The following is a 22,845-nucleotide window of genomic DNA, read 5'->3' as shown; positions in this document are numbered from 1 at the left end:
ATCCTAGCAAGGAACTGCATTCCATCGATCCGCGTGAGGAGCGACCGTGCCCGCAAACCTGGCGTCCATGACCGGCGGCGCGGCCGCCGTGCCCGCCGTCGTCCTCGCCTCGGCCGTGCTGCATGCCACCTGGAACGGCCTCACCCACGGCCTGCGCGACAAACTGGCGGGCTTCACACTCATCAGCCTCGCCTCCGCCGGGTGTGGAGCCGTCCTCGTCTGCCTGGCCCCGGCGCCCGACCCGGCCGCCTGGCCGTACATCGCCGCCTCGGCCGCGCTGCAGGTCGCGTACCAGCTCCTGCTGCTGCGCGCCTACCAGCTGGGGGACTTCGGCCAGATGTACCCCACCGCCCGGGGCACCGCACCCGTCGTGGTGGCCCTGATCTCCACCACCCTCCTGGGCCATTCCCTGCCCGCCGGCCAGGCCCTCGGCATCGCCGTGGTGGCCTGCGGCCTGGCCGGCCTCGCCCTCGCCGACGGAATCCCCGGCCGCGCCCAACTGCCCGCGCTGGCCGCCGCGCTCGGCACCGGCGTGATGATCGCCTCGTACACCCTCGTCGACGGCAGCGGCGTCCGCGTCTCCGGCAGCGTCTTCGGCTACATCGCCTGGCTGTTCCTCTGCCAGGGGCTCGTCCTCCCGCTCATCGCCTGGGCCCGCCGGGGCCCGGGCCTGTTCACCGCGCTGCGCCCGCTGTGCGGCCGCGGCCTGGCCGGCGGGCTGCTCTCGCTCCTGGCGTACGGGCTCGTCGTATGGGCGCAGTCCCGGGGCGACCTCTCCACCATCGCCGCCCTGCGGGAGACGAGCATCGTCTTCGGTGCGCTGATCGGCGCGGTCGTCTTCCACGAACGCCTCGGCCACCGACGCATCACCGCCAGCCTCACCGTTCTGGCGGGCATCGCGGTACTCCAACTGACCAGCGTCATGTGAAGCGCGCCCCGATCCGCGGGTGCGCCCGTGCCGGCCCCGGGAACAGCGCCCGGGTGAGTTCGGGGGCGTGGGCGGTGAAGGGGCCGAGGTCGGTGGCGCGGGCGTAGGCGGGGTGGTCCCGGTAGGCGCCGAGCCGGTCCAGGGCGCGCAGGCCGTAGTACGCGGACGGTTCCACCGACGCGGCGCGTACGGGGTGGGCGGTTCCGGCCACCACGGCCGGGAGGGTCTCCTCGAAGAGGGCGTGGCAGGCGCGGATCCCGCGGAGCATGACCTGGTGGTAGCGGTCCTCCGGCCCGATGGGGAAGCGGTGTTCGGCCAGGACGGGGCCGGTGTCGATGCCGGCGTCGACCTCGTGGACGGTGGCGCCGTACTCGGTGTCGCCGTTCAGCAGGGCGAACAGCACGGCTACGGAGGGCAGTCCGCGATGGCGCGGCAGCAGCCCGTTGTGGATGTTGAGGATGCGCAGGCCGTCGGTGCGGAGCAGGGGCTCCCGGAAGATCTGGCGGTTGTTGAGGGACCAGACGATGCCGTCGGTGCAGGCCCGGGCCAGCGCGTCGGCGTGGGCGTTGACGTCCGCCGCCGCGAGGTGGGGTGCGTCGGCGGCCGCGGCGTCCAGCGGGTCGGCGGAGCAGACCAGGTCGACCGGGTGGCCTCGGGTGGCCGCATGGGTGACGGCGCGGCGGAGCAGGGCTCCTTCTCCGACGAAGATCATGCGGCGGCCTCCTCGCGGGCGGCGGTCAGGTGCGTGCAGACCTGCCCGAGCGTCAGGTCGCGTACGAGGCAGTCGAGGCGGCCGGTGAACCGCTGGGACTGGCCGGGGGTCAGCAGGTCCGAGGAGACGGCGGTGAGCATCTCGACGAGGGCCAGCGAATCCCCGCCGAGGGCGTGGAAGTCGGAGTCCGCCGACAGGAGCGCGCCGTCGACGCCGAGGATCTGCGCCCAGTGGTGCCGGACCCGTGCCTCCAGGGTGTCGGGCAGGGGTGCGACCGGCGCGGTGGGGGCGAAGGGGTCCGGGAGGGCGTCGAGATCGGCCTTGCCGCTGACCGTGCTGGGCAGGGTGTCGATCACCAGGACGTGGGCGGGGACCAGGTACGCGGGGAGGGTCCGGGTCAGCTCGGCCCGCAGGGCGCGCGCCAGATCCGCGCGGAGCGCGGGGTCGGCGGTCGCCTCCGGCAGTACGTACGCACAGAGCACGGCCGCCGTGGAGTGCGGGCGGCGGCGGGGCGCGACCACGGCGCGGTGGACGGCCGGGTGGGCTTCGAGGGCGGCGACGACCTCGGCGGGGTCGACGCGGTGCCCGGCGATCTTCACCTGCTCGTCGATGCGCCCGGCGAACTCGAAGCCCCCGTCTGCCAGTCGGCGTCCGAGGTCGCCGGTGCGGTAGGCGCGGACGCCGTCGGGGCCGGTGGTGAAGGGTGAGGGACGGCCGTCGGGCGGCCCGAGGTAGCCGCGGGCCACCTGGGTGCCGCGTACGACGATCTCGCCGGTGCGCCCGGTGTCGGCCGGTCCGTTGCCGATGATGTCGCCGTGCTCGGTGACGAGGTCCACCTCGGCGTAGGGGCCGGGGAGGCCGATCGGGACGGTGGCGCCGCTCTCGTCGCCGGCCACGGGGTGGGCGAGCACGGCGACGGTGGACTCGGTGGGCCCGTACGCGTTGATCACCCGGCAGTCGGCCCCGAAGACGGCCTGTGCGGACCGTACGGCGGTGGGGGTGAGCGACTCGCCGCCCAGCAGCAGGGTGCGCAGGCGGTGGGTGGGACCGCCGGACGCGGCGCCGAGGAGGGCGAGGTGGGAGGGCGTGAGCGCGAGGGTGTCCGCGCGGTGCTCGGCGACGAGCGCGCGCAGGGCGGCGGGTGAGGGTGCGCCGGGAGCGAGGACGACCGTACCGCCGGCCAGCAGGGGCAGGAAGAGGGGGAAGCACGAGATGTCGAACGCGTAGGAGGAGGCGAAACCGAAGCGCGTACGGCCGGTGACCCGGCAGACACCGGACATCCAGCGAACGAATCCCATCAAGCTGCCGTGCTCGATCTGCACGCCCTTGGGGCGGCCGGTGGAACCGGAGGTGTGGATGACGTACGCGAGGTCCGCGGGCCGCAGCACTGCTGCCGCCGGGGCGTCCGGGCCGGGGGCCCCTTCGAGGAGGTCCTCGACCGCGAGCAGGGTCCCGGGTACGAAGGGGGCGAGCTCCTCGGCCAGGTGTCGCCCGGTCAGGCTGAGGGCGACGGCGGCTCCCCCGAGGATCTCCGCGATCCGGGCGCCGGGGTGGCCGGGGTCGAGCGGCACGTAGGCGGCGCCCGCCTTGAGGATGCCCCACAGGGCGCACACTCCGGCGGGCGTCCGGTCGACGACCAGCCCCACCAGGTCCTCGCGGCCTACGCCGCGCCGCGCGAGGTGGGCCGCGACGGCGTCGGAGCGCCGGTCGAGTTCGGCGTACGTGACCACGCCCTCGGGTCCGTCGAGGGCGGGCGCGTGGGGGGTGCGGGCGGCCTGGGCGCGGAAGGCGTCCACGACGGTGAGTTCGGCGGCCGGCGCCGGGCTGCGGCCGCCCGCCGGGTCCGGGAGGGACGTCGGACTCGGAACGGCCTCCGGATTCGGGCTCGGGACGGCCGGACTCGGGTCAGGGACGGCCGTCGGGCTCGGGCCCGGGACGGCTGCCGGACTCAGGTCCGGGAAGGCCGCCGGACTCAGGTCCGGGACAGGCGTCGGACTCGGGGCCGGGAGGGTCGGTGTGTTCGGGCGGGGGGCGGTCGGAGCCGGCTGCGCCACCTGTGGTGCGGCCGCGCCGGCGCCCGTCGTGGTGCCTGGGCCGGGCCGGGCTGCCGCGGCGTCCGCGGCCTCGAGGCCGGCGAGGAGCGTGTCCAGCAGCTCCGCGGCGCGGGCCGCCAGGTCCCGGCCCCCGCCTCGGACGCCGAGCGTGATCTCGGTCGCCTCGCCGCTCTCGGCGGCGACCAGCGAGAGCGGGACCAGTGGGGCGTGCACCGGCAGCGCGTAGGCCGTCGACGCCGTGAAGCCGCCGCCGGAGAGCTCCGCCAGGTCCAGGCGGCCGAGGTGGGAGACGACGGCGGAAGCGAGGTGCCGGTCGGTACGTGACGCCACGGCCTGGGCGGTGCGCAGCAGACCGGCGGTCACGGGCAACGGAAGCGGCGCGAGGGACGTCTCGAATCCGGCGGCGAGTTCCCGGCGCTCGGCGAGGGCGGTCAGCAGGCGGGTGTGCGCGGCCGCCCAGTCCTCCCCCGGGCGCAGGTCCAGGAACAGCGGCAGGCTCAGGTTGCCCGTGGCCGCGATCCGGGGGCGGTGGCGGCGCAGGTCGACGGGGACCATGACACGGGTGTCGAGCCGTGCGGCGTCGGTCAGGGCCTGGGCGAGGCGGGCGGTGAGCGCGGGATGGCGGCCGGGGAGGGTGCGGCGCAGCCACAGCGTCCGGAGCGGGCGGCGGTCGCCGCTGCCCGTGCCGAGCGGGGAGCGGCGAGGAGGGCCCGGCATGGGCCGCGGCCCGCTGCTGCCGAGCAGGCGCAGCAGCCCGGCGTCGGTGTCCGTGTCGGGCGCGGGCCGGGCCGGTTCGCCGCGCAGGGCTCGGAAGACCTCCCGTACCCAGGTCAGGGCGCCGTGACCGTCCATCAGGGCGTGCGAGGCACTGAAGACGACGGTGGTGGGCGCCTTCCCGTCCGCGCCGGGCACGATCAGCACCTCACAGCCCGGCGGCTCCGCCCGCCGCGGGGGCCGGGCGGGCAACTCGACCGTCCCCGGCGCCGAGTCGGCGTACGCACCGGCGCGCGGTGTCCCGTACCGCACCTGCGGCGACGGCCCCTCCGCGCGCCACACCGTCCCGGTACGCACGAGCCGCGACCCCGGGCATGATGCGGCGGCCCGTTCCAGGGCGGCCCGGAAGTGCTCGGGATCGGGTACGCCGTCGCCCTCGACGACGATGCGCAGGGCCATAACCCCACGGGCGTCACCGGCGGCGAGGTAGAGGCGTTCGGTGGGCGACACCGGACGCCGATAGGGGGCACCGTCACCTCCGCCGGCGCGGATGTCGGTGCGGATGTCGGTGCGGATGTCGGCATCGGCCTGGTGGGACGTCATGACTGCGTGTTCCCTTGTTCGGTGTGGTCGGGTGCGGGGCCGGCCGGTGCGGTGGCGCCGGACCAGGCGGCCGGGCCGGCGGTCCAGGCCGCCACGCCGCCCACCTCCGTCACCCAATCCCGCAGCGCGCGCAGCCCCTCGGCCCGGGTGCGCGGGGCCGCGTAGCCGAGGTCGTGCCGGGCGGCGCGGGTGTCGTACGTCGCCGAGCGGGTCAGCAGCGCCATCATGTAGCGGCTCAGGGGCGGAGCCGCGTCCGTACCCCCTCCGCTGACGCTGACGCTGCCGCTGCCGGCGGCCCGGCGGCGCAGGTGCCAGCCCGTCTCGACCGCGGCGGCCAGCCCGCGGCCGAGGACGAGCGGGATGCGCGGAGCGGGCGGCGGGCAGTCGAAGAGGGCGCCGACCCCGGCGAGGAACGGCCACAGGTCCGTTTCCTCCCGGTCCGCGACGAAGTAGGCCTTGCCGCCGACCCGCCCGGCGGGGGCGAGCGCGGCCCGCATACAGGCGTCCACCGCGTTGTCGACGTGGCAGAGCGAGACCAGTACCCGTTTGCCGCCCGACAGGTCGGGCAGTCGGCCCGCGCGCATGGCGTCGACCATGCGCGGCAGGAATCCGGCGTGGTCGCGCGGCCCCCAGATGCCGCGCGGCCGTACGGCGCAGGTGGTGAAGTCCGGCCCGTCGGCCGCCCGTACGTACTGTTCGGCGATCGCCTTCGTCTCGCTGTAGTGGTTGAACCACCGCTGCGGGTACGGGGTGTTCTCGTCGATGCCGAGACGGTCGCCCTCCCGTACCCGCATGAGCGCGCTCGGGCTGGAGACGAACACGAACCGCCGCGCCCCCGCGGACCTCGCCGCCGCCAGCAGCCGCTGCGTGCCGGTGACGTTGGCGGCCTCGAACTGCGCGCGGCTGCCGTGGTCGACGACCCGGGCCGCGCTGTGCAGGACCGCCTCGCAGCCCTGCGCCGCCCGCCCGAGCGAACCCTCGTCGGTGAGGTCGCCGGTGACGACCTCGACGCCGGGCAGGGAGCGCAGCCGTACGGCATCGCTGCCGGGCCGTACGAGGGCGCGGACGCGGTGGCCCCGGCGCAGGGCGCCGTCGACCAGGTGTCCGCCCAGGAATCCGGATGCTCCGGTGACCAGGATCCTCACAGCGCCCGCCACCAGGTCGCGCCGTAGAGCATGGTGCGCCCGACCACGGCGGCGGTCCCGTGTCCGGCCGCCCGGCCGCGCGGCAGTGCGAGCGGGATCTGCGCGGCGTGCACGCCGATGCTGAGGAAGGCGTCGATCCACCACAGCCACCGCAGCACCGGGACGTCGGGGGCGGACCCGGTCGCGGCCCACACGGCCCCGCCGGCGAGGTACGCCCATCCGGCGAGCGGCACGATCCGGGCCGCTCGCCGGGCCGGGGACGACGCGGACCGGGCCTGCTGCCGCTCGGCCCAGCGGGCCAGCTCCTCGCGGCCGATCTTCGCGTTGTGCCGGATGTCCACGGGGAAGCCGGGGTGGCGCAGGAACTCGTGGAGGCCGGTGGTCGCGGCGTGCGCCTCGGCCATGGTGCGCAGCTCGGCGACCAGCTCCGTCCATCCGCTTTCGTCGAGCGCCGCCCGGCTCTCGCCGTCTCCGCCGCCCCGGCCGGTCCCGGTCTCGATCTCCACGCAGACGACGGGCCGTTGCGCGCCGGCCGGCCCGATGCCGACCAGGGCGGTGCGCCGGACCAGCGGGTGGGCGTTGAAGACCCCTTCGCAGCGCACGGTGTGCAGGTCCCGGTAGCCGGTGCGGACCCGCTGCACGGCGCGCCCGCAGAACCAGAGCCGTCCTTCGGCGTCGAGGTGGCCGAGGTCGCCGGTGCGGTGCCAGATGCGGGAGTCCTCGCCGTCGGGGCGTTCCTCGGTCACCTTGTGCGCGGCGTCGGACTGGGGCGCTCGGTGGTAGCGCCGGCTGACGGAGTCGCCGTGGACCAGGATCTCGCCGACTCGCCCGGCCGGCAGGCCGGTTGTGGAGTCCAGGCGGGCGAGCGGGCCGTCGGTGACGGGGACGATGGTCACGCGGGTGCCGGGGACGGGTCGGCCGACACAGGTACCCTCGCCGGCGGCGGAGCGGGCGGCGGTACCGGCGCCGGACGCGGCGACGGCCTCGGACCCGGCTTCCGCCTCGGACCCGGCCTCGGCCTCGGACCCGGCCTCGGCGCCTTCGGCGTCCGCGTCCTCGCGGTCGGTCCGGACGTCGTCGTCGCCGAGGATCTCGGCCGCCTCGATCGAGGTGATCGGCAGGACCTCGGTGGCCCCGTACGTCACATGGATCTTCGCCTTTTCGTCGAGTACGCGGCGCAGCGCGGCCACGACCGTGTCGGGCACGGGGGCCCCGCCGGAGACGACGCAGCGCAGATCGGGCAGCGGGTGGCGGCCGCGGGCGGATCCGGTGAGGTGGCCGGCGAGGTTCCGCAGCAGGGCGGGCGAGGCGAACATCGTGGTGACGCGGAAACGTTCCAGCGCGTCCACGAGCAGCGCCGGGTCCGCCTGGGCGACCCGGGCGGGGGCCAGCGGCGCGAGGACCAGGGTCGATCCGTAGACCAGGTCGAGGACCCCGTAGAAGGGCAGCGTGACCAGGGACACGTCGTCGCGGGTGCGGCCGTGGACCTCTTCTATCTGGCGGGCGATGGACAGCGCCATGCGGTGGGTGTACTCGACTCCCTTGGCGGGGCCCGTGCTTCCGGTGGTGAAGCCGATCATCAGCAGGTCGTCCCCGCCGGTCGGCGCCGCCGCGTCCGCACGGCTCCCGGTTGCGGGGGCGGTGCGCAGCGCGGTGAGGGTGTGGCCGCGGCCGAGCCGGCGCCGCCCCAGGGTGACGGGCACGCGTACCGCGGCGAAGGTGCGGCGGCCCAGGACGCGCACGAGCTGGGCGAGGGGCGGCCCGATGAACGCCTCGGCGCCCACGGCCCGGTAGCAGTGCAGCATGCGCCGTACGCCCATGCCGGGATCGACGACGACGGGCACGGCACCGACCCGGAACAGGGCGAAGCAGAGGGCGAACAGCTCCGGTCCGGGCGGCGCCATCAGCACCGTCCGGGTGCCCCGGGTGATCCCGGCGCTCCGGAATCCGCGGGCCAGGTGCTCGACCGTCCGCTGCAACACGCCGTAGGTGATGGTGCGGTAGCCGTCGGAGCCGCGGCTGTCGGGGTGGATGACGGCCGGTTTGTCGGGGAAGGCGCGGGCGTTTCGCTCCAGCCACCCGGCGACGCTGTCCGTTTCGATGGCCGGTTGCTCCACGGCGGGGGCGGCGCCGGTCGAACGCGTCCGCGGCATGGAGCTCACCATCCCTCGGGCCGGTAGAGGGCGCACGCCGCGCTGGGGCCTGCACCGACCGACACGAACAGCAACTGCTCGTGGTCCTCGCGGCGTACGGAGTCCAGGGCCCGGAGGTAGCCGAGGACCGGCGCCGCGGTGTGCGGCTCTCCCCCGGCCCCGACGCCGGCCCCGGCCTCGGCCTCGGCCTCGGCCTCGGCCCCGGTGCTGTCGGCGGCAGCGGCAGCCGCAGCGGCGGGTCCGATCACCAGCGTCCTGTCGAGGTCGATTCCGATCTCCCGCGCGTAGTCGGCGGCGGCATGCGCCGCGAACTCGCTCAGCCGCTCCGCATGGCCGGCCTCGCGCCGCACGGTGATCGTGGTCCGCCCGTGCCGGCCCATGGTGCCGGTGTCGAGGTAGCCCTCGACATCGGTGGGCCGGTCGGCGGTGTAGTGGCGTACCGGCCCGAATCCGGCCCGGGGGTCGGCGCTGCGCTCCAGCAGGAGGGCTCCGCCCAGGTCCGCGTACGGGTAGGCGGTGTCGCGGTCCGCGTCGCCGCCGGGGTGCACGTCGGCGGCGGTGATCAGCAGCCGCTCGGTGCTTCCCGTCTCCAGCAGGGCCTGGCCCACCTGGACGGCATTGAGCACGCCACAGGCTCCGTTCATCAGGTCGAAGGAGAAGCCGGCGGCCGGTTCGGGGTCGGCGATGTAGTCGAGGTTGATGCCGACCTCCTTCTGTACCAGGGCCGACATCGCCGGTTCGAAGGTGTTGTGCTCGCGGTAGACGCCGACGTTGATGAGGACGCCGATCGAGGATGCCGACACCTGCGCCCGGTCCAGGGCGCCGCGGGCGGCCCGGCCTGCGAGGTCCACGACCGAAGCCGGGGCGGACGGGTCGGGCAGAGCGGTGCCGGCTGCGGTGATGACCATGCCCATGGCTCAGACCCCCACGTTCGTGATCGTCGCGGACAGGGCACCGGTGACCACGCCGGAGGCGGCGGGCACCAGCAGGTACTTGGCTCCGGGGCGGGCGCCGCCCGCCCTGAGGTGCTCGCACAGCGTCAGGAAGTGCGAGGTGGTGGCGGTGTTTCCGTACCGCTCGACCACGGAGAGGGAGGTGGGCATGGGGGCGTCGAATTCGGCCTCGGCCGTCCGGTTGACGTAGTCGATGAAGCGGGTGCCGACCTGGTGCTGGATGACGTAGTCGAACTCCTCACCGGCGAACGTCCGCCCCTGCTTGGCCAGGAAGTCCCCGTGGAACCGCGGCCACAGCTTGAGCCGGTCGCGGTTGTGCATCTTCTTGTTGTCCGTGTAGAGGGCGATGCCCGGGGTGCGGTCGCTGGGCATGCCCATGCACAGGTGGGAGTACTCGGAGCAGGTCATGAGCTCGATGTAGTGGACGCGGTCGGCGGCGTCGGCGGAAACGTCGAGGACGACCGCGGACGCCGAGTCCCCGACGGAGAGCGAGGCGAACTGCGGGTCGTAGGAGTCGGTCATCTCGCGTGCGGCGGTCTGCGCGACGCGGGTGGCCTGCTCGCCGCTGACGACCAGGCCGCGGCGGACGGTGCCGGAGCGGATCATGCGGTCGAGGAGCCACACGCCGGTCATCATTCCGGCGCAGGCGTTGGAGACGTCGAAGTGGATGGCGGAGGCGGCGCCCAGTTCCTTGGCCAGCATCGCGGCGAAGGACGGTTCGAAGGTGAAGCGGCTGCCGTCCTTGAAGCGGGTGATCGAGGCGGAGATGACGATGTCGAGGTCGGCGGCCCGGTAGCGGGAGGATTCCAGCGCGTCCCGGGCGGCGGACAGGGCCATCCCGAACGAGTCCTCGCCGGAGGCCGGTTCGGGGTCGTACACCCGCCGCTCGGTGATCCCGGTGATCTTCTCGATGTCCACCTCTCCCAGCCCCGGGACCAGGGCGGCGAGTTGGGGGGTGGTCTGGACTGCTGCCGGAAGGCAGCTGCCTAAGGCTTCTATTCGGCTGTATGTGGTGGTGGCGCTCATGTGTGTGGCTTTCCGTAGCGGTTCACCGCGGGCATGGGGGTGCCACGGCGGTGGTTGACCGGGGGATGCAAGGGGTGTCCGGGGAATAACGGACAGTCAAGTTACCGTAGCGTACGGAGATGTCGCCGAGATGTCAGGGATTCGCAAATACGGAGCATACGGTTGAATATCGGCCACCCGTCACCCCTTCGACATCAAGCAGAATCAGAGCCTCCGCCCGCCCCGATGGGCACCCACGGCTTCGAAAACCTGTCCGGAACCACTCGGTCCGCCTCACTCGGCGACCGAGACGGAGTGCGGCGCCCGAGCCTGCGGCGACCGTTGGTGGGACTCCCCGTCACGGCCGCGACTGCCCCGCGCGGAACCAACGAGCCAAACTGGTGATCGATTTCCCGCCGTCGGGTGGGTATGATCGCCCGCAGCAAGGCCGTAGCGCAGAGGTCGTCGCGCCCACGCATCGAGCTGGAGGACGTCGGTTCGAATCCGACCGGTCTTGCGTCTCCTTGTGCAGTTCTCAGTTCCCAGTTCTCTCTTCACGTCGTGATGGACGCCGGGCACCGGCGAAGGAAACCGGTGGAGTGGTGATGACACAGCCGACACCCGTACGGTGCCCCGCGATCGAGCACCCCGACCTGCCACCGGCCGACCCGGCCCTCCTCGACCCGCTGCTCGCCCGGCTCGCCGCCGACCGGCCCGTCGACACCGACGAAACCTTCCCGCTCGGCACCCTGCGCGCCGACGGCCGCCTCGACCTCTGCAAGCAGGGACTCGGCCCGGAGGGCGCGGCCCGGCTGCTGCCGGCGGCCACCGCCTCCGCGCACGCCGGCCACCTGCTCCTCGGCACCAACGCCATCGGCGACGCGGGGGCCGCCACCCTGGCCGACGCCCTCACCGGCGGCCACCGGCTGCACACCCTCTACCTGGGCTGCAACCGGATCGGCCCCGAAGGGGTGAGCTCCCTCGCCGGCGCCCTCGCCGACGACACCACCGTCCGCGCCCTGTGGCTCAAGCGCAACCCGCTCCACGGGGCGGGCGCCCGCACCCTGGCCGCACTGCTGCGCCGCAACACCGCCCTGCGCACCCTCGATCTGGTCAACACCGGGATCGGCCCCGACGGCGTACGCCTCCTGCTCGACGCCCTGCTGGAGCGCGAGCGGCCCCTGGAACGGCTCTTCCTCGGCGGCAACGGCCTCGGCCCCGACGCAGCCCCGCTGCTGGCCGCCCTGATCCGGGAGGCCGGGGTGCGCGAGCTGTACGTCCCCGCCAACCACCTCGGCGACGAGGGCGCGGCGGTCCTCGCCTCCGCCGCGGCCGGCTCCCCGTACCCGGTCCGCCTCGGGCTGGGCGGAAACGGCATCGGCGCGGCCGGGGCGCGCTCCCTGGCCGCTTCCCTCGGCGGCATCGAAGTGCTCGACCTCGGCCGGACCATGTCGGAGCGCAGCCTCGGATCCCCCGGCAACACCCCCGGTGACGAAGGGGCGTACGCGCTGGCCGCCGCCCTCCCCGGCAGCCCCCTGCGCCGCCTCGAGCTGCGCCACACCGGCCTGACCGGGCGCGGTGCGAAGTGCCTGCTCGCGGCGGTGACCGCCGACAGCCCCTTGGAGTACGTGGGCCTCGGCCCCGGTCTGCCCCGCCGGGTGAAGCGCTCCTTCACCGAACGGCTGCGCCCCGCCCGGGCGGCCCATCCGGACGTGCGCGCCATCGGCAGCGTGTACCGGTGAGCGTGGCGAGCGCCGAACTGCCCGGCGGCTTCCGGCAGGAGGACGGCCCGGCATGGCAGCGGATCCGCCGCTACGCCGTGCCCGGCTGGATGATCGAGCGGGCCACGGCGCACCGGCTGGCCGGTGACTGGCGGGCGGCCTGCGCGGCCGCCGCCGTGGACGTCGGCTTCGAGCTGCCCGGGCTCGAAGCCCGTTACGGCGCCGCCGTCGCCGAGGCCGTGGCGGAGGACCTGCGGCACTTCGCCCCGGACCTGCTGCGCTGGCACCTGCCGCGGCTCCTGGCCGGTCGCACGACCATCGCCCCCGAGCTGAGGATCCTGCTCGCTTCCTACGGCGGCCCCGGAGGGCCGACCCTGTCGGTCACCACGCCCCTGCTGACCGAGGGATCGCAGCGGCTGCGCCTGCACTGCGCGCCGGTCGTCGCGGGGAAGCGGCCCCGGTACGCGGGGCACGGCTTCGTCCCGGAGGACTGGACCGCGATCCGGCCGTTCTGGGACGCCCGGTGCGCCTCCGAGCTCGGCGAGCGGTTCGCCGTCGCGGACGGCCTCGCCGAGCGGATCGCCGGCCTGTGGGAGCGTGCGGACGTGGTCGGGGCCTACGGGGCGGCGGGCATCGCCTGCGACCTGACCGTCCCCGCACCGCAGCCGTACCAGCGCCCGACCGACCCGAAGTCCCTCTTCGCACAGATGCCCGTCGACCTCACCCGGCTCGCGCCGGAGGTGGCACGGCTCGTGGCGGCCGGAGCGGGCAACCGGTACCGGATCGCCGCCACTTGGCGCTGCTCCGTCCTGCTGGAACACGCCGGCCCCGACGGGCTCCGCGCCCGCATCATCGAACAGGCCGAGGCGCTCGGCGTCCCTCACCTGCCCCGGTACGCCTGGCAGCGGCTCCCCGATGCCGAACTGGTCCGTACCGGCCGGATCGCCCCGCGCGAGCTGCACCCGCTGGTGGCCGCCGCGCTGTTTCCCGGTGCCGGACCGGCCGTGGGGCCGCCCGGCCCCGACATGGGCGGGCCGGTGCGGGTGCGGTGTCGCGGCGGGTGGCACGAGGTGCGCTCGCGGGGCGGCGTACTCGATGTGCCGCACACCCCCGAGGAGCAGCAACGGGAGCGTGCCATGCGGGCGTTCGGCGGTGCGGTCTCGGGGTGCTTCGCCGTGCAGCAGATCTGGACCACGGGCGAGGGGCGGCTGCCGCGCGCCCTCCAGGCCCAGCGGCACGAGTTCTTCCTGCGCGCCCAGCACGGCGACACCCCGGGTGTGGTGGCGCTGCTGGACGCGGGGATGGACCCCCGTGTCCGGGACGCCCGCGGCCGCGGGCTGCTGCACGTACTCCACCTGCTCGACCACGAGGCGCTGCTCCCCCGGCTGCTGGCGAGCGGACTCGACCTGGAGGCGCGGGACAAGGCCGAGCGCACCCCGCTGATGTCCGCCGTGCACTGGGGTGGTTCGGCGGACCTGGTCAGGGCCCTGCTGGCGGCGGGCTCCCGGATCGACGTGATCGACGAGACGGAACTGTCCCTGTCCCAGGAGATCCGCCGCTACAAGCGTTCCGACCTCGCCTTCCTCCGGGACCGGGTCGACGAGGAGTTCCCCGGGATCGGCGCCGACTGGTTCGACGAGCACTTGGAGTACCGCACGGAGGCCGAGGACGCGGACGAGGCCGATGACCAGGCCGCAGCGGACGACGAGAACAAGAACGAGAACGAGGACGAGGACGCGTGAGTGCAAACCGGCCGCAGCCCGCAGGCGCCCTGGCCGCCGCCGACGCCCTGGGTGCGCGGCTGAGCGCCACCCGCACCGAGGCCGCAACCAACCCCCAACTGGAAGCACTGGCACTGGCTGTGACGGCCAATCAGCCGGTCCTCCTGTGGGGTGAGCCGGGCATCGGCAAGTCCGCCGGCATGGAGCAGCTCGCCACCGCGCTCGGCGTGCGACTGGAAACCGTCATCGCCAGCGTCCACGAGCCCTCCGACTTCGCCGGGCTGCCCATCGTCGGTGAGGACCCGGCCACCACGGGTGTCCCCATGGCGCCGCCGGACTGGGCGGTGCGCCTCGCCCGCACCGGCCACGGACTGCTGTTCTTCGACGAGCTGTCCTCCGCCCCGCCGGCCGTGCAGGCGGCCCTGCTCCGCGTGGTCCTGGAACGCCGGGTCGGCAGCCTCGAACTCCCGGCGGCGGTACGGATCGTCGCCGCGGCCAATCCGCCCGCCAGCGCCGCGGACGGCTGGCACCTCAGCCCGCCGCTCGCCAACCGCTTCGTCCACCTCGACTGGACGCACAACCCGCGCACCGTGGCCCGCGGCATGGCCGGCACCTGGCCCGAGGTGGCCATCCCGGCCGTCGATCCCGCCAAGGCCTCCGGTTCGGTCGCCCGGGCCCGCGGCGCCGTCTCCGGCTTCCTCACCGCCCGCCCGGGCCTGGTCCACCACATGCCGGCCGAGGCCGCCGGACGCGGCCGCGGCTGGCCCTCCCCGCGTACGTGGGAGATGGCGCTGCGACTGCTGGCCACGGGGTACGCGGCCTCGACGGGCCGGGAGGCCCTGGCCACCGCGCTCACCGGCGCCGTGGGCGAAGCCGCCGGCATCGAACTGCTCTCGTACCTCGAACACCTCGACCTGCCCGACCCGGACCGGGTGCTGGCCGACCCGGACGGCTTCGACCTGCCCGAGCGCGGGGACCGCCAGCTGGCCTTCCTCATCGCCGTGGTGGCGGCCGTGCAGAGCGAGCTCACCCGCCCCCGCTGGGAGGCGGGTTGGGCGGTCCTCGCCAAGGCCGTGGACGCGGGCGTGCCCGATGTGGCCGCCCGCGCCGCCGCGGACCTCGCCGCGATGCGCGACCTCGACTGGCCGGTGCCCGCCGGGATCGACGCCTTCGTGGAACTGCTCCAGCTGTCCGGCTCGCTGCCGGGCGGCAACTGAGCCGGGCCGCCGTGCGACCGGCCCCGGACCCGGACCCGGACATGACCCCGGACATGATCCCGGCCCCGGCCGCGGCCCTGGACCGCGCGAAGCTGCTGGCTGCCCGTTACAAGGCTGCCGAGGCCCGTCCGTACCTCGCCTCCGCGCTGTACGCCCTGACCGTGGTCCCCTCGGCCGGGGTACGCACCATGGGCGTCGACCGGCACTGGCGCTGCTACGTCTCGCCCGCCTTCGTGGAGGCGACCCCGGTCGCCCTGCTGGCCGGGGTGTGGATCCACGAGGTGGCGCACCTGCTGCGCGACCACCACGGCCGGGCCGAGCGGCTGCCCGCCGCCGACCAGCGCGATCCGGTCCGGGTCAACATCGCCCAGGACTGCGAGATCAACGACGACCTGCTCGCCGACGGGCTGGCGCTGCCCGAGGGCCGGATGGAGCCCAGACTGTACGGCCTGCCCACGGGCGGCCTGTTCGAGACCTACCTGCCGGCGATCCCCCGCACACCCCACGGGCCGGACTGCGGTTCCGGCGCGCACGGCACCCCCACGCCGTGGGAGCTGGGCGAGGACGGCGGCCCCGCCCGGGTCGGCCCGGTGGAGGCGGAGGCGCTGCGCCGCCAGACCGCCGAGGCCGTACGGGCCCACCAGCGCACCCGGGGCCGGATCCCCGAGGGCTGGGCCCGGTGGGCCGAGGAGCTGCTGGAGCCTTCCGTCGACTGGCGCCGGGCGCTGGCCGGAGCGGTCCGCGAGGCAGCCGCGTGGGCGAGCGGCGCGGTCGACTACACGTACCGCCGTCCCTCGCGCCGCACGCCCGCGCTCGGCGGCCGGGTGGTGCTGCCGAGTCTGCGCAGGCCGCTGCCGCGGGTGGCCGTCGTCATCGACACCTCGGGGTCGATGGGCCCGGACGACCTCGCGGCCGCCCTCGCCGAAGTCACCGGTGTCCTGCGGGAGGTGGGCGTCGGCGGCAACCGGATCGCCGTCCTCGCGTGCGACGCCGACGTGCACGCCGTGACCCGGGTGCGCAGCGCCGGCGAGGTGACCCTGGCCGGCGGCGGGGGCACGGACATGCGGGTCGGCATCGACGCCGCGCTGGCCCTGCCCGACCGGCCGAACATCGTGGTCGTGCTGACCGACGGGTACACGCCGTGGCCGCAGGAGACACCGTCCTGCCGGCTGATCGCCGCTCTGGTCGGGCAGGACCCGCCCGAGCCCCCGCCCTGGGTGGAGACCGTACGGGTCGCCGTGGCCACCTGAGCGCCACCGGCCCGGTCGGTGTCCCCGCTCCGGCCCCGGCTCCGGCGCCGCCGGCGGCCGGGCTCTGAGGAATCATGGGCGCGTGACCCGCCTACTGACCCGAAGTGACCTAGAGGCCGTGCTGGAGCCGGTGTCCTGCATCGGTGCGCTGCGCGACGGTTTCCTCGCCGCCGCCTCGCCGACCGTCGGGCAACGGGTACGGACGGACCTGCCCTTCCCGGGAACGGCCACGGCCCTGATCCCCGGTGTGCTGCCGGGTGTCGAGGCGTACACGGTGAAGGTCAACGCCAAGTTCCCGGGAGCCCGACCGGCCCTGCGCGGAGTGATCTGCCTTCACAGCGGTCACGACGGCGAGCTGCTCGCGCTGCTGGATTCCGCCACCGTCACCGCATGGCGTACCGGACTGGCTGCGGCCCTGGGAACCCATCTGCTGGCCGGCCCCGCCTCCGCGGAAGGCGCGGTGCTCGGGGTGATCGGCGCGGGTGCGCAGGCCGAGCTCATGGTGCGCGGCCTGGGAACCCTGCGCCGGCATCGCGAGTTGGTCGTCCACGACGCGGATCCGGATCGGGCGAACGCCTTCACCGCACGCCACGGCGGCCGCCTCCTGGGGTCTGCGGCGGAGGTCGCGGCGGTCGCCGACATCGTCCTGATGGCGACCTGGTCGCGCGTGCCGTTGCTGCGGCTGGCGGATACGAGGCCGGGTCAGCACGTGACGAGTCTGGGAGCCGATGAACCCGGGAAGCAGGAGCTCTCGGCCGATGTGCTGGAATCCGCGCTCCTGGTCGTCGACGACCGGGAACTCGCCGCGTCCATGGGCGCCCTGGCGGCCGCGGGCCTTCCGGCCTCGGCCGCCGAAGCCACGCTCGGAGAGGTGCTGCGCGGCGGCCATCCGGGGCGCACCGATGCGACGGCCCGCTCCGTCTACGCGCCCGTCGGACTGCCCTGGCAAGACCTCGCCCTGGCATGGCTCGCGTACCGGCAGGCAGAGCAGCATGACCTCGGGCAGAGGATCGACCTGCTCTCCTGACGCCTGGGCGAAGGACCGACGGATCGTCCCACCGGGGATAATTGACTGGCACGCATCGCGCGGCAGCGGGATGATCCGGATCGTCCAAGCCGCCCGAGGAAGAGCCGTGATGACCGATACCGCGCCCGAGCCGTCCGAGTCCTTCGTATCCGAGCCGTCCGAGTCCTTCGCTTCCGAGCCCGAGGTCCGGGTGGCGGGCGGGGCGCTGCGCGGCAGCCGCGAGGGCGGTGTGGCGGTCTTCCGCGGCATCCCGTTCGCCGAGCCGCCGGTCGGCGCGCTGCGTTTCGCCGCGCCGCGGCCCGTACGGGGATGGGACGGGGTCCTGAGGGCGACGGCGTACGGACCGCCGCCCCCTCAGGGCGGCCATTTCGGCATGGACGCGCTGGCGCGGGACACGGCGGGCGACGACTGGCTGACGGTCAACGTCTGGTCGCCCGAACCGGGCCCGGGCGCGGCGCTGCCGGTGATGGTGTGGATCCAGGGCGGCGCCTACTCGATCGGCATGTCCGGTCTTCCCGAGTACGACGGCAGCCGCCTGTCACGCGACGGCGGCGTCGTCGTGGTGACGTTCAACTACCGGGTGGGACTGGAGGGTTTCGGGCAGATCGAGGGGGCACCCGCCAACCGCGGCCTGCTGGACCAGGTGGCCGCCCTGGAGTGGGTGCGCGACAACATCCGGGCCTTCGGCGGTGACCCGGACCGTGTCACGGTCTTCGGCCAGTCGGCGGGCGCCGGATCGGTCGCCGCGCTGCTGGCGATGCCGCGCGCGGCCGGGCTCTTCGGACGGGCCGTGGCACAGAGCGTGCCGGGCACGTACTTCTCGCCGGAACTCGCCGCCGACATCGCCGCCGCTTGCGCCGCCGAGCTGGGGTTGGCGCCCACGGTGGGCGACCTGTCGCAGGTGGACCCCGTCCGGCTCTCCGCCGCCGGTGACGCGGTCGGCGCCAAGATGGACCGGTGGGCGGATCGCTGGGGTCCGATCGGGCTCCGGGCGATCCCGTTCTCGCCGGTCGTCGACGGAGACGTCCTGCCGGTCACGCCCTGGCAGGCCCTGGCCGAGGGCGCGGGACGGGGCGTCGACCTCCTCGTCGGCCACACCCGCGACGAAACGCGGCTGCTCACCGCGCTCGACGGGCTACTCGGCCAGATCACTGCGGAGCAGGCCGAGACCGCCCTGAACGTCTTCGGCCCCGGCCGGGACGCCGCCCGCCGCTACCGCGGTGCGTTTCCCGGCGCCGGGCCGGACGAACTGTACGAGCTGGTCGGCTCCGACTGGCTGTTCCGCATGCCGTCCCTCCACCTCGCCCTGGCGCAGACCGCCGCCGGCGGCCGCGCCCACGTCTACGAGCTGACCTGGTCCGCCCCGGGCATGGGCGGCGCCCTCGGCGCCTGCCACGGCCTCGACGTGCCCCTGGTCTTCGGCAACCTGGACCGCGGCCAGCCCGCCGTACTGATCGGCGAGAGCCCGTTCCCGGAGGCGGAGGAGCTGTCCGCACGGATGCGGGCCGCCTGGACGGCGTTCGCCGCCCACGGCGACCCCGGCTGGCCCGCGTACGACGACGAGCAGCGGCTCGTACGGCTCTTCGACACCCGGCCGGCCGTCGCCGCCTACCCGGAGGAGGCCTCCCGCCTGATCTGGCAGGACCACACGTTCCCGGCCCTGCCACTGCTCGGCGGATAGGAGGGGGGTCGGCCGGCGGACCGTGCCCCGCGGCGCGCCGCCCCGCGCATCAACCTGCATAGAATGCCCGTGTGATCTTCATTGTGGTGAAATTCCCCGTCAAGCCCGAATACGTCGACGCGTGGCCCGACAAGGTCGCGCCGTTCACCCGCGCCACCCGTGCCGAGCCCGGGAACCTCTGGTTCGAGTGGTCGCGCAGCCTGGAGGAGCCGAACACCTACGTCCTGGTCGAGGCCTTCCAGGACGACGCCGCCGAGGCACACGTCACCTCCGAGCACTTCGCCGCCGCGCTGGAGACGATGCGGCCGCTGGTGACCCGTACGCCCGAGATCGTCAGCACCACCATCGAGGGCGCAACCGGCTGGAGCCGGATGGGCGAACTCCAGATCGACTGAGATCCGGCTCCCCGCCCCCCTCGCACAACATCCGGTTCGGAGAGAGGTTCCGCGAACACCGCTACGGATTCGGAGCGTCTCCGGGGTGTTCGTGGACCTCTCGCACCGGTTGGGTACGGGACCGGCTGCCGGGTGACGACCTTCGGCCGCAGCATGCTCTTGACCCGAAGCACAGCCTCCTCCAGGTTCTCGTGCACCGGCGGCGAAGCCGCTGCCAGGGCATCGAACCGGTAGGTCCCGTACGAGAACCCGGGGACGACCGTGAGCGGTCGGGCTTCGGATCCGCGCCCGAGCCGGTGCTGTCTCGCGAACGTGAGAACGGCCCTGGCAAGGACTTCGACAGCCTGTTCTATGCCCATCTCCGCTGACAGTACAGATGCGGGCGCACCCGTCAGAGATGGGCCGTCGGAACGGTGACGGTCTGTCTGCGGAGGTGCGCGGTGTCGGCGGACAGCACCCCTTGTGCAATCGCCCGATGCTGGCTCCGGGTCGCTTGCGTGACGGTTTCCCTCACCTCCGACCACGGAACCGGGCTGACGACGGCCGTGAGTCCCGTGCTCTGCAAATAGGGGCTGTCCGGAGCGAAGCAGTGCGGCGTGAGCGAGACGCGGTCCGCCGGGCGCAGCCCCACGGCAGCGTGTGCGTGCCAGTCGATGCAGAAGCAGCACCACACCCTCAGATTTCCGCGTTCGTCCAGAAAGCCGTCAACCGTGAAATGAATGGGCATGGTTCGACTCCTCGGGCCGGCAGAGTGCAAGTGGGTTCGGGGATTCACCGGTTCGATTCACCGCCGCGTCAACGGCAGCTGCACGTGTGTGATCGTTTCGAGGCCTTCCTCCGGGTGGAGAACCGTGAGGGTGCCGCCCATCTCGGCCGCGGCGGCCACCAGTACCTGCATGCTGTGGGCGGCGGTACGCGGCCGGTCACCATCGATGGCGCACGCGGCGAGAGGAGTGGATGGCATTTTCTCCGTCAATGCCACCGAAATGTGGTCCGCTGTGGCGGAGTAGGTGAGGGATACCGTGTCCAGGGGGTTCGCGCTCCGGCTGGACGCCCTGAGCATGAGCGAGCTGACGATCCGGCAGGCAGCCGTCAGGGCTGGATCCCCTTCGCCGATACCGAACTCCTTGAACACCAAGTCGGCGCTGTTCCAGGCGAGACATTCCGATGACGGGATCGGCGGCAGTGCGAGGGTGTGCTCTCGGCTGAGCGGCATGGCGTGAAGGCTCCTTGCGGTGGTGCGGAACGGACCCGGATGTCGGGCAGAGGGAGGACTCCGGTCCGGGGCTACGGAGTGGAGCGGGGCCGGGGCGGGGGCGGGGGTTCGGCACCCGCGTCCGAGGCGAGGGAAGGCGTGTGCGACAGGAGGTCACCCCTCACCTTGTGCGCGATGCGCTCGCTCAGCGCGTCCGACAGGGTCGAGGCGAGCCTGAGTGCGCGGGCCTTGATCTCGCCCGCGAAGTAGAGCAGGGTCATCGCGGCGCCGGCGATGGATTCCGCGCCGGCGGTGTCGACGATCATCGACATGAGGGTTGCCACGATCAGGCTGAGAGCGGTCGGGGTGGCGACCCAGCTGAAGCGCCGGGCCGCGAACGCGATACCGAGCCCGACGGGGAAGCACGCGTAGACGGCGAGGCCGGCGTCCGGCCAGAAGTAGCTACTGACGGCCCAGGCCGGCTGGATGCCGACCCAGGTCTGCAGCATGAGCTGGGGAGGTCTGGACCGAGTGCCACTGTCCCCGGTATCGGTGGTCGTCCTAAGATGGCTCCGCGTCGACATGACGGCTCCTCAGGGCTGCTGTCGGCTGGCTGGTTGGGGTCGCCGGTGACGTCGGCGACCCCAACTCACACCCTCCCAATGCCGTGCGCCCCCCGCAACGGTAGATGTCTCATGCCGACAGGAGTACTGCTGCTGAGGCATGCCAGCACAGTTCTCCTGCCGGGGTGTCAGACCTTCTGCTGCGCCGGTCGGTACTTCCTCTTCTGTTCGCCGAAAAGGTCAGCCCGCGGCGTGCATCCTTGGGAGATGGCAGAACACTCTCCGCACGCGAAGATCACCCTCCAACGGCTGCGCAATTTCATCGCCGTGGTCGACGAAGGAACGATCACCAGCGCCGCCCGGCTTCTCGGTGAGGTCACGGGCGAGGGATCCCCCTCGTCGGTCCGCCAGAACCTTCAGGAACTGCGAAGCGCATTCGGCGGTCGGCAACTGCTGGTCGAACACAATGGCAAACAGGTTCCGACGGATCTCGGCGAGAGTCTCCTGCGCTACGCGCGGACCATGGTCGAACTCTGGAAGGGCGCGAGTCGGCTCGGTACCCGAACACTCACGCTGGCCTTCCTCCCCCAGCACGCGTTCTTCATTTCGCCCGTGATCCTGGAACTCGAGCGGAGCGAGATGACCGTGCACAGCCGCATTCTGGGTGAGCAGGACCGATCCACGATCATTTTCGAGAGCCACGTGATCGGCGCCCTCGCGGGCGGTGAGATCGACCTCGTGGTCGGTCCCCCGCCCGAACCCAGCAGGCGCCGAGAGGAACTGAAGGAGCATCGCCTGTACACGTCACGCCTGGAAGCGATGCTGCCCGGCTCCGACACCCGTGACCGGATCGGGCTGGACGAGCTGATCCATGAGGGACCGCTGCTGGTGCCGCCGGGCCCGACGCGCTCACGTCGACTCCTCAACCGCAGCGTCCGGGCGGCGGGCCTTCCCGCGCCGATGGTGAAACTCGACGCCTACAGCAGCAAGGCCCTCGTCGCGTTCGGCGAGGACAGGCACGGCACGGTGGTCATCCCCTCGGACATCGCCGACCCCTTCAAGGAAGGGAACATCCTCGCCGGCCCGAAGGCATCCACCTTCAGATGGGTTCCGGTCGTGGACGCCGACGGCCGGGAACTCACCCAGGAGGTGTACGCCACGACGCGGGGGCGGCCTCCGGCCGACATCGTGGCCACCGTCGACGCGATCCGCCGGTCCACCGACGCCTTCTCCCTCGACGTGGCCGCCTGACGCTCCCGCCCGCCCGGTCACCGAAGCCGGCGGCGGCCCTGATCGCAGAGCGATGTTGTCCTAGTGGACCTGGATACCGGCGCCGTACGGCTTGCCGCCGCTGTGGCAGATGGCCGTGCTCGTGGTGCCCACGCGCCGCCAGGTCGGGTCGTAGACCGTGTAGTCCCTCGCGAGAAACCTGTCGCACCGGGTGTAGACGCGGAACTCTCCGGTTCCATTGGTGCAGGTGCCTGCGGCGGTGGTGCTGGACTGGTACCACGTACGGCAGTCGTACGGATCGGCGGCCGCCGGGGTGGCACCCGCGACCGCCAGGCCGATACTCACAGCCATGCAACTGATCAGTGACACAACGCGTTTCATGGTGGCTCCTCCGTGTCCGCTCTCCGCTGTCGGGGGCCCCGGACCGTCGCGCGGCGTACGGGCGCGGCCCCGACGTGTCACTGCCCCTCAGGCGGGACATGAACCCGAAGGCAGTCCGTTCCCGCTCGAAGGAGGGAAGGCAGTGAACGGGCGCACCCGGTGGCGGCGCCGGCAAGTTCGTCCGCCGTGGCGCCCGA

Annotated in this window: 19 protein-coding genes and 1 pseudogene; 10 read left to right on the top strand and 10 right to left on the bottom strand. The window is 73.6% G+C overall.

The window, feature by feature from the left end:
* Positions 1–67 precede the first annotated feature (67 nt).
* Complete coding sequence (locus B6R96_RS33740) at positions 68–928, top strand: DMT family transporter (protein WP_081524619.1); 861 nt, start codon at positions 68–70, stop codon at positions 926–928.
* On the opposite strand, the gene B6R96_RS33735 is transcribed toward B6R96_RS33740, so the two are convergent.
* The 6 genes from B6R96_RS33735 to B6R96_RS33710 are packed head-to-tail and all read right to left on the bottom strand — an operon-like array spanning position 921 to position 10,288.
* Entirely contained in the window at positions 921–1,640 is a 720-nt protein-coding gene (locus B6R96_RS33735) for a formyltransferase family protein (RefSeq protein ID WP_081524618.1), read from the bottom strand. The genes B6R96_RS33740 and B6R96_RS33735 overlap by 8 nt on opposite strands.
* Positions 1,637–5,011, bottom strand: a complete 3,375-nt coding sequence (locus B6R96_RS33730) for a non-ribosomal peptide synthetase (protein ID WP_081524617.1) — start codon at positions 5,009–5,011, stop codon at positions 1,637–1,639. Before B6R96_RS33730 ends, B6R96_RS33735 begins: the two co-directional genes overlap by 4 nt.
* Positions 5,008–6,156 (bottom strand): NAD-dependent epimerase/dehydratase family protein, encoded by a 1,149-nt coding sequence (locus B6R96_RS33725; RefSeq protein WP_107475631.1) that lies wholly within the window; start codon positions 6,154–6,156, stop codon positions 5,008–5,010. Before B6R96_RS33725 ends, B6R96_RS33730 begins: the two co-directional genes overlap by 4 nt.
* Positions 6,153–8,309: an AMP-binding protein gene (locus B6R96_RS33720; RefSeq protein ID WP_107475630.1), complete on the bottom strand. Its 2,157-nt coding sequence runs from the start codon at positions 8,307–8,309 to the stop codon at positions 6,153–6,155. Before B6R96_RS33720 ends, B6R96_RS33725 begins: the two co-directional genes overlap by 4 nt.
* A 5-nt stretch (positions 8,310–8,314) precedes the next feature.
* A complete protein-coding gene (locus B6R96_RS33715; protein ID WP_203351691.1) occupies positions 8,315–9,217 on the bottom strand; it encodes a hypothetical protein in 903 nt (300 codons plus the stop codon).
* 9 nt (positions 9,218–9,226) lie between these two features.
* Positions 9,227–10,288 carry a 3-oxoacyl-ACP synthase III family protein gene (locus B6R96_RS33710; protein WP_081524613.1) on the bottom strand — a complete coding sequence of 354 codons (1,062 nt, stop codon included), beginning with the start codon at positions 10,286–10,288 and terminating at the stop codon, positions 9,227–9,229.
* Positions 10,289–10,711: 423 nt separating this feature from the next.
* Between B6R96_RS33710 and B6R96_RS37405 the strand changes: the two are divergent.
* The 8 genes and pseudogenes from B6R96_RS37405 (at position 10,712) to B6R96_RS33675 (ending at position 19,279) form a co-directional block, all read left to right on the top strand.
* Positions 10,712–10,784, top strand: a pseudogene (locus B6R96_RS37405).
* Positions 10,785–10,872: 88 nt separating this feature from the next.
* A complete protein-coding gene (locus tag B6R96_RS33705; protein WP_081525380.1) occupies positions 10,873–12,009 on the top strand; it encodes a gala protein in 1,137 nt (378 codons plus the stop codon).
* Positions 12,006–13,730 (top strand): ankyrin repeat domain-containing protein, encoded by a 1,725-nt coding sequence (locus tag B6R96_RS33700; protein WP_203351690.1) that lies wholly within the window; start codon positions 12,006–12,008, stop codon positions 13,728–13,730. Before B6R96_RS33705 ends, B6R96_RS33700 begins: the two co-directional genes overlap by 4 nt.
* A complete protein-coding gene (locus B6R96_RS33695; protein ID WP_081524612.1) occupies positions 13,727–14,926 on the top strand; it encodes an AAA family ATPase in 1,200 nt (399 codons plus the stop codon). The genes B6R96_RS33700 and B6R96_RS33695 overlap by 4 nt, the downstream gene beginning before the upstream one ends.
* A gap of 41 nt (positions 14,927–14,967) precedes the next feature.
* Positions 14,968–16,176 (top strand): vWA domain-containing protein, encoded by a 1,209-nt coding sequence (locus tag B6R96_RS33690; protein ID WP_237291593.1) that lies wholly within the window; start codon positions 14,968–14,970, stop codon positions 16,174–16,176.
* An 82-nt stretch (positions 16,177–16,258) separates the two neighbouring features.
* Entirely contained in the window at positions 16,259–17,203 is a 945-nt protein-coding gene (locus B6R96_RS33685; protein WP_081524611.1) for an ornithine cyclodeaminase family protein, read from the top strand.
* A 109-nt stretch (positions 17,204–17,312) separates the two neighbouring features.
* Positions 17,313–18,884, top strand: a complete 1,572-nt coding sequence (locus B6R96_RS33680; RefSeq protein ID WP_081524610.1) for a carboxylesterase/lipase family protein — start codon at positions 17,313–17,315, stop codon at positions 18,882–18,884.
* 71 nt (positions 18,885–18,955) lie between these two features.
* Positions 18,956–19,279 carry a putative quinol monooxygenase gene (locus tag B6R96_RS33675; protein WP_030387779.1) on the top strand — a complete coding sequence of 108 codons (324 nt, stop codon included), beginning with the start codon at positions 18,956–18,958 and terminating at the stop codon, positions 19,277–19,279.
* 391 nt (positions 19,280–19,670) lie between these two features.
* On the opposite strand, the gene B6R96_RS33670 is transcribed toward B6R96_RS33675, so the two are convergent.
* The 3 genes from B6R96_RS33670 to B6R96_RS33660 form a co-directional block, all read right to left on the bottom strand.
* Complete coding sequence (locus tag B6R96_RS33670) at positions 19,671–20,006, bottom strand: hypothetical protein (RefSeq protein ID WP_081524609.1); 336 nt, start codon at positions 20,004–20,006, stop codon at positions 19,671–19,673.
* 57 nt (positions 20,007–20,063) lie between these two features.
* Complete coding sequence (locus B6R96_RS33665) at positions 20,064–20,495, bottom strand: hypothetical protein (RefSeq protein WP_081524608.1); 432 nt, start codon at positions 20,493–20,495, stop codon at positions 20,064–20,066.
* 71 nt (positions 20,496–20,566) lie between these two features.
* On the bottom strand, positions 20,567–20,983 hold the full coding sequence (locus tag B6R96_RS33660; protein WP_081524607.1) for a hypothetical protein: 417 nt from the start codon (positions 20,981–20,983) through the stop codon (positions 20,567–20,569).
* A gap of 306 nt (positions 20,984–21,289) precedes the next feature.
* On the opposite strand from B6R96_RS33660, the gene B6R96_RS33655 reads away from it, so the two are divergent.
* Complete coding sequence (locus tag B6R96_RS33655) at positions 21,290–22,288, top strand: LysR family transcriptional regulator (RefSeq protein ID WP_159396403.1); 999 nt, start codon at positions 21,290–21,292, stop codon at positions 22,286–22,288.
* Positions 22,289–22,348: 60 nt separating this feature from the next.
* On the opposite strand, the gene B6R96_RS33650 is transcribed toward B6R96_RS33655, so the two are convergent.
* Positions 22,349–22,618, bottom strand: a complete 270-nt coding sequence (locus B6R96_RS33650) for a hypothetical protein (protein WP_158721255.1) — start codon at positions 22,616–22,618, stop codon at positions 22,349–22,351.
* Positions 22,619–22,845 lie beyond the last annotated feature (227 nt).

It is taken from the genome of Streptomyces sp. Sge12, from assembly GCF_002080455.1.
Classification (GTDB): domain Bacteria; phylum Actinomycetota; class Actinomycetes; order Streptomycetales; family Streptomycetaceae; genus Streptomyces.
This window is presented reverse-complemented; position numbering and strand designations above follow the sequence as displayed.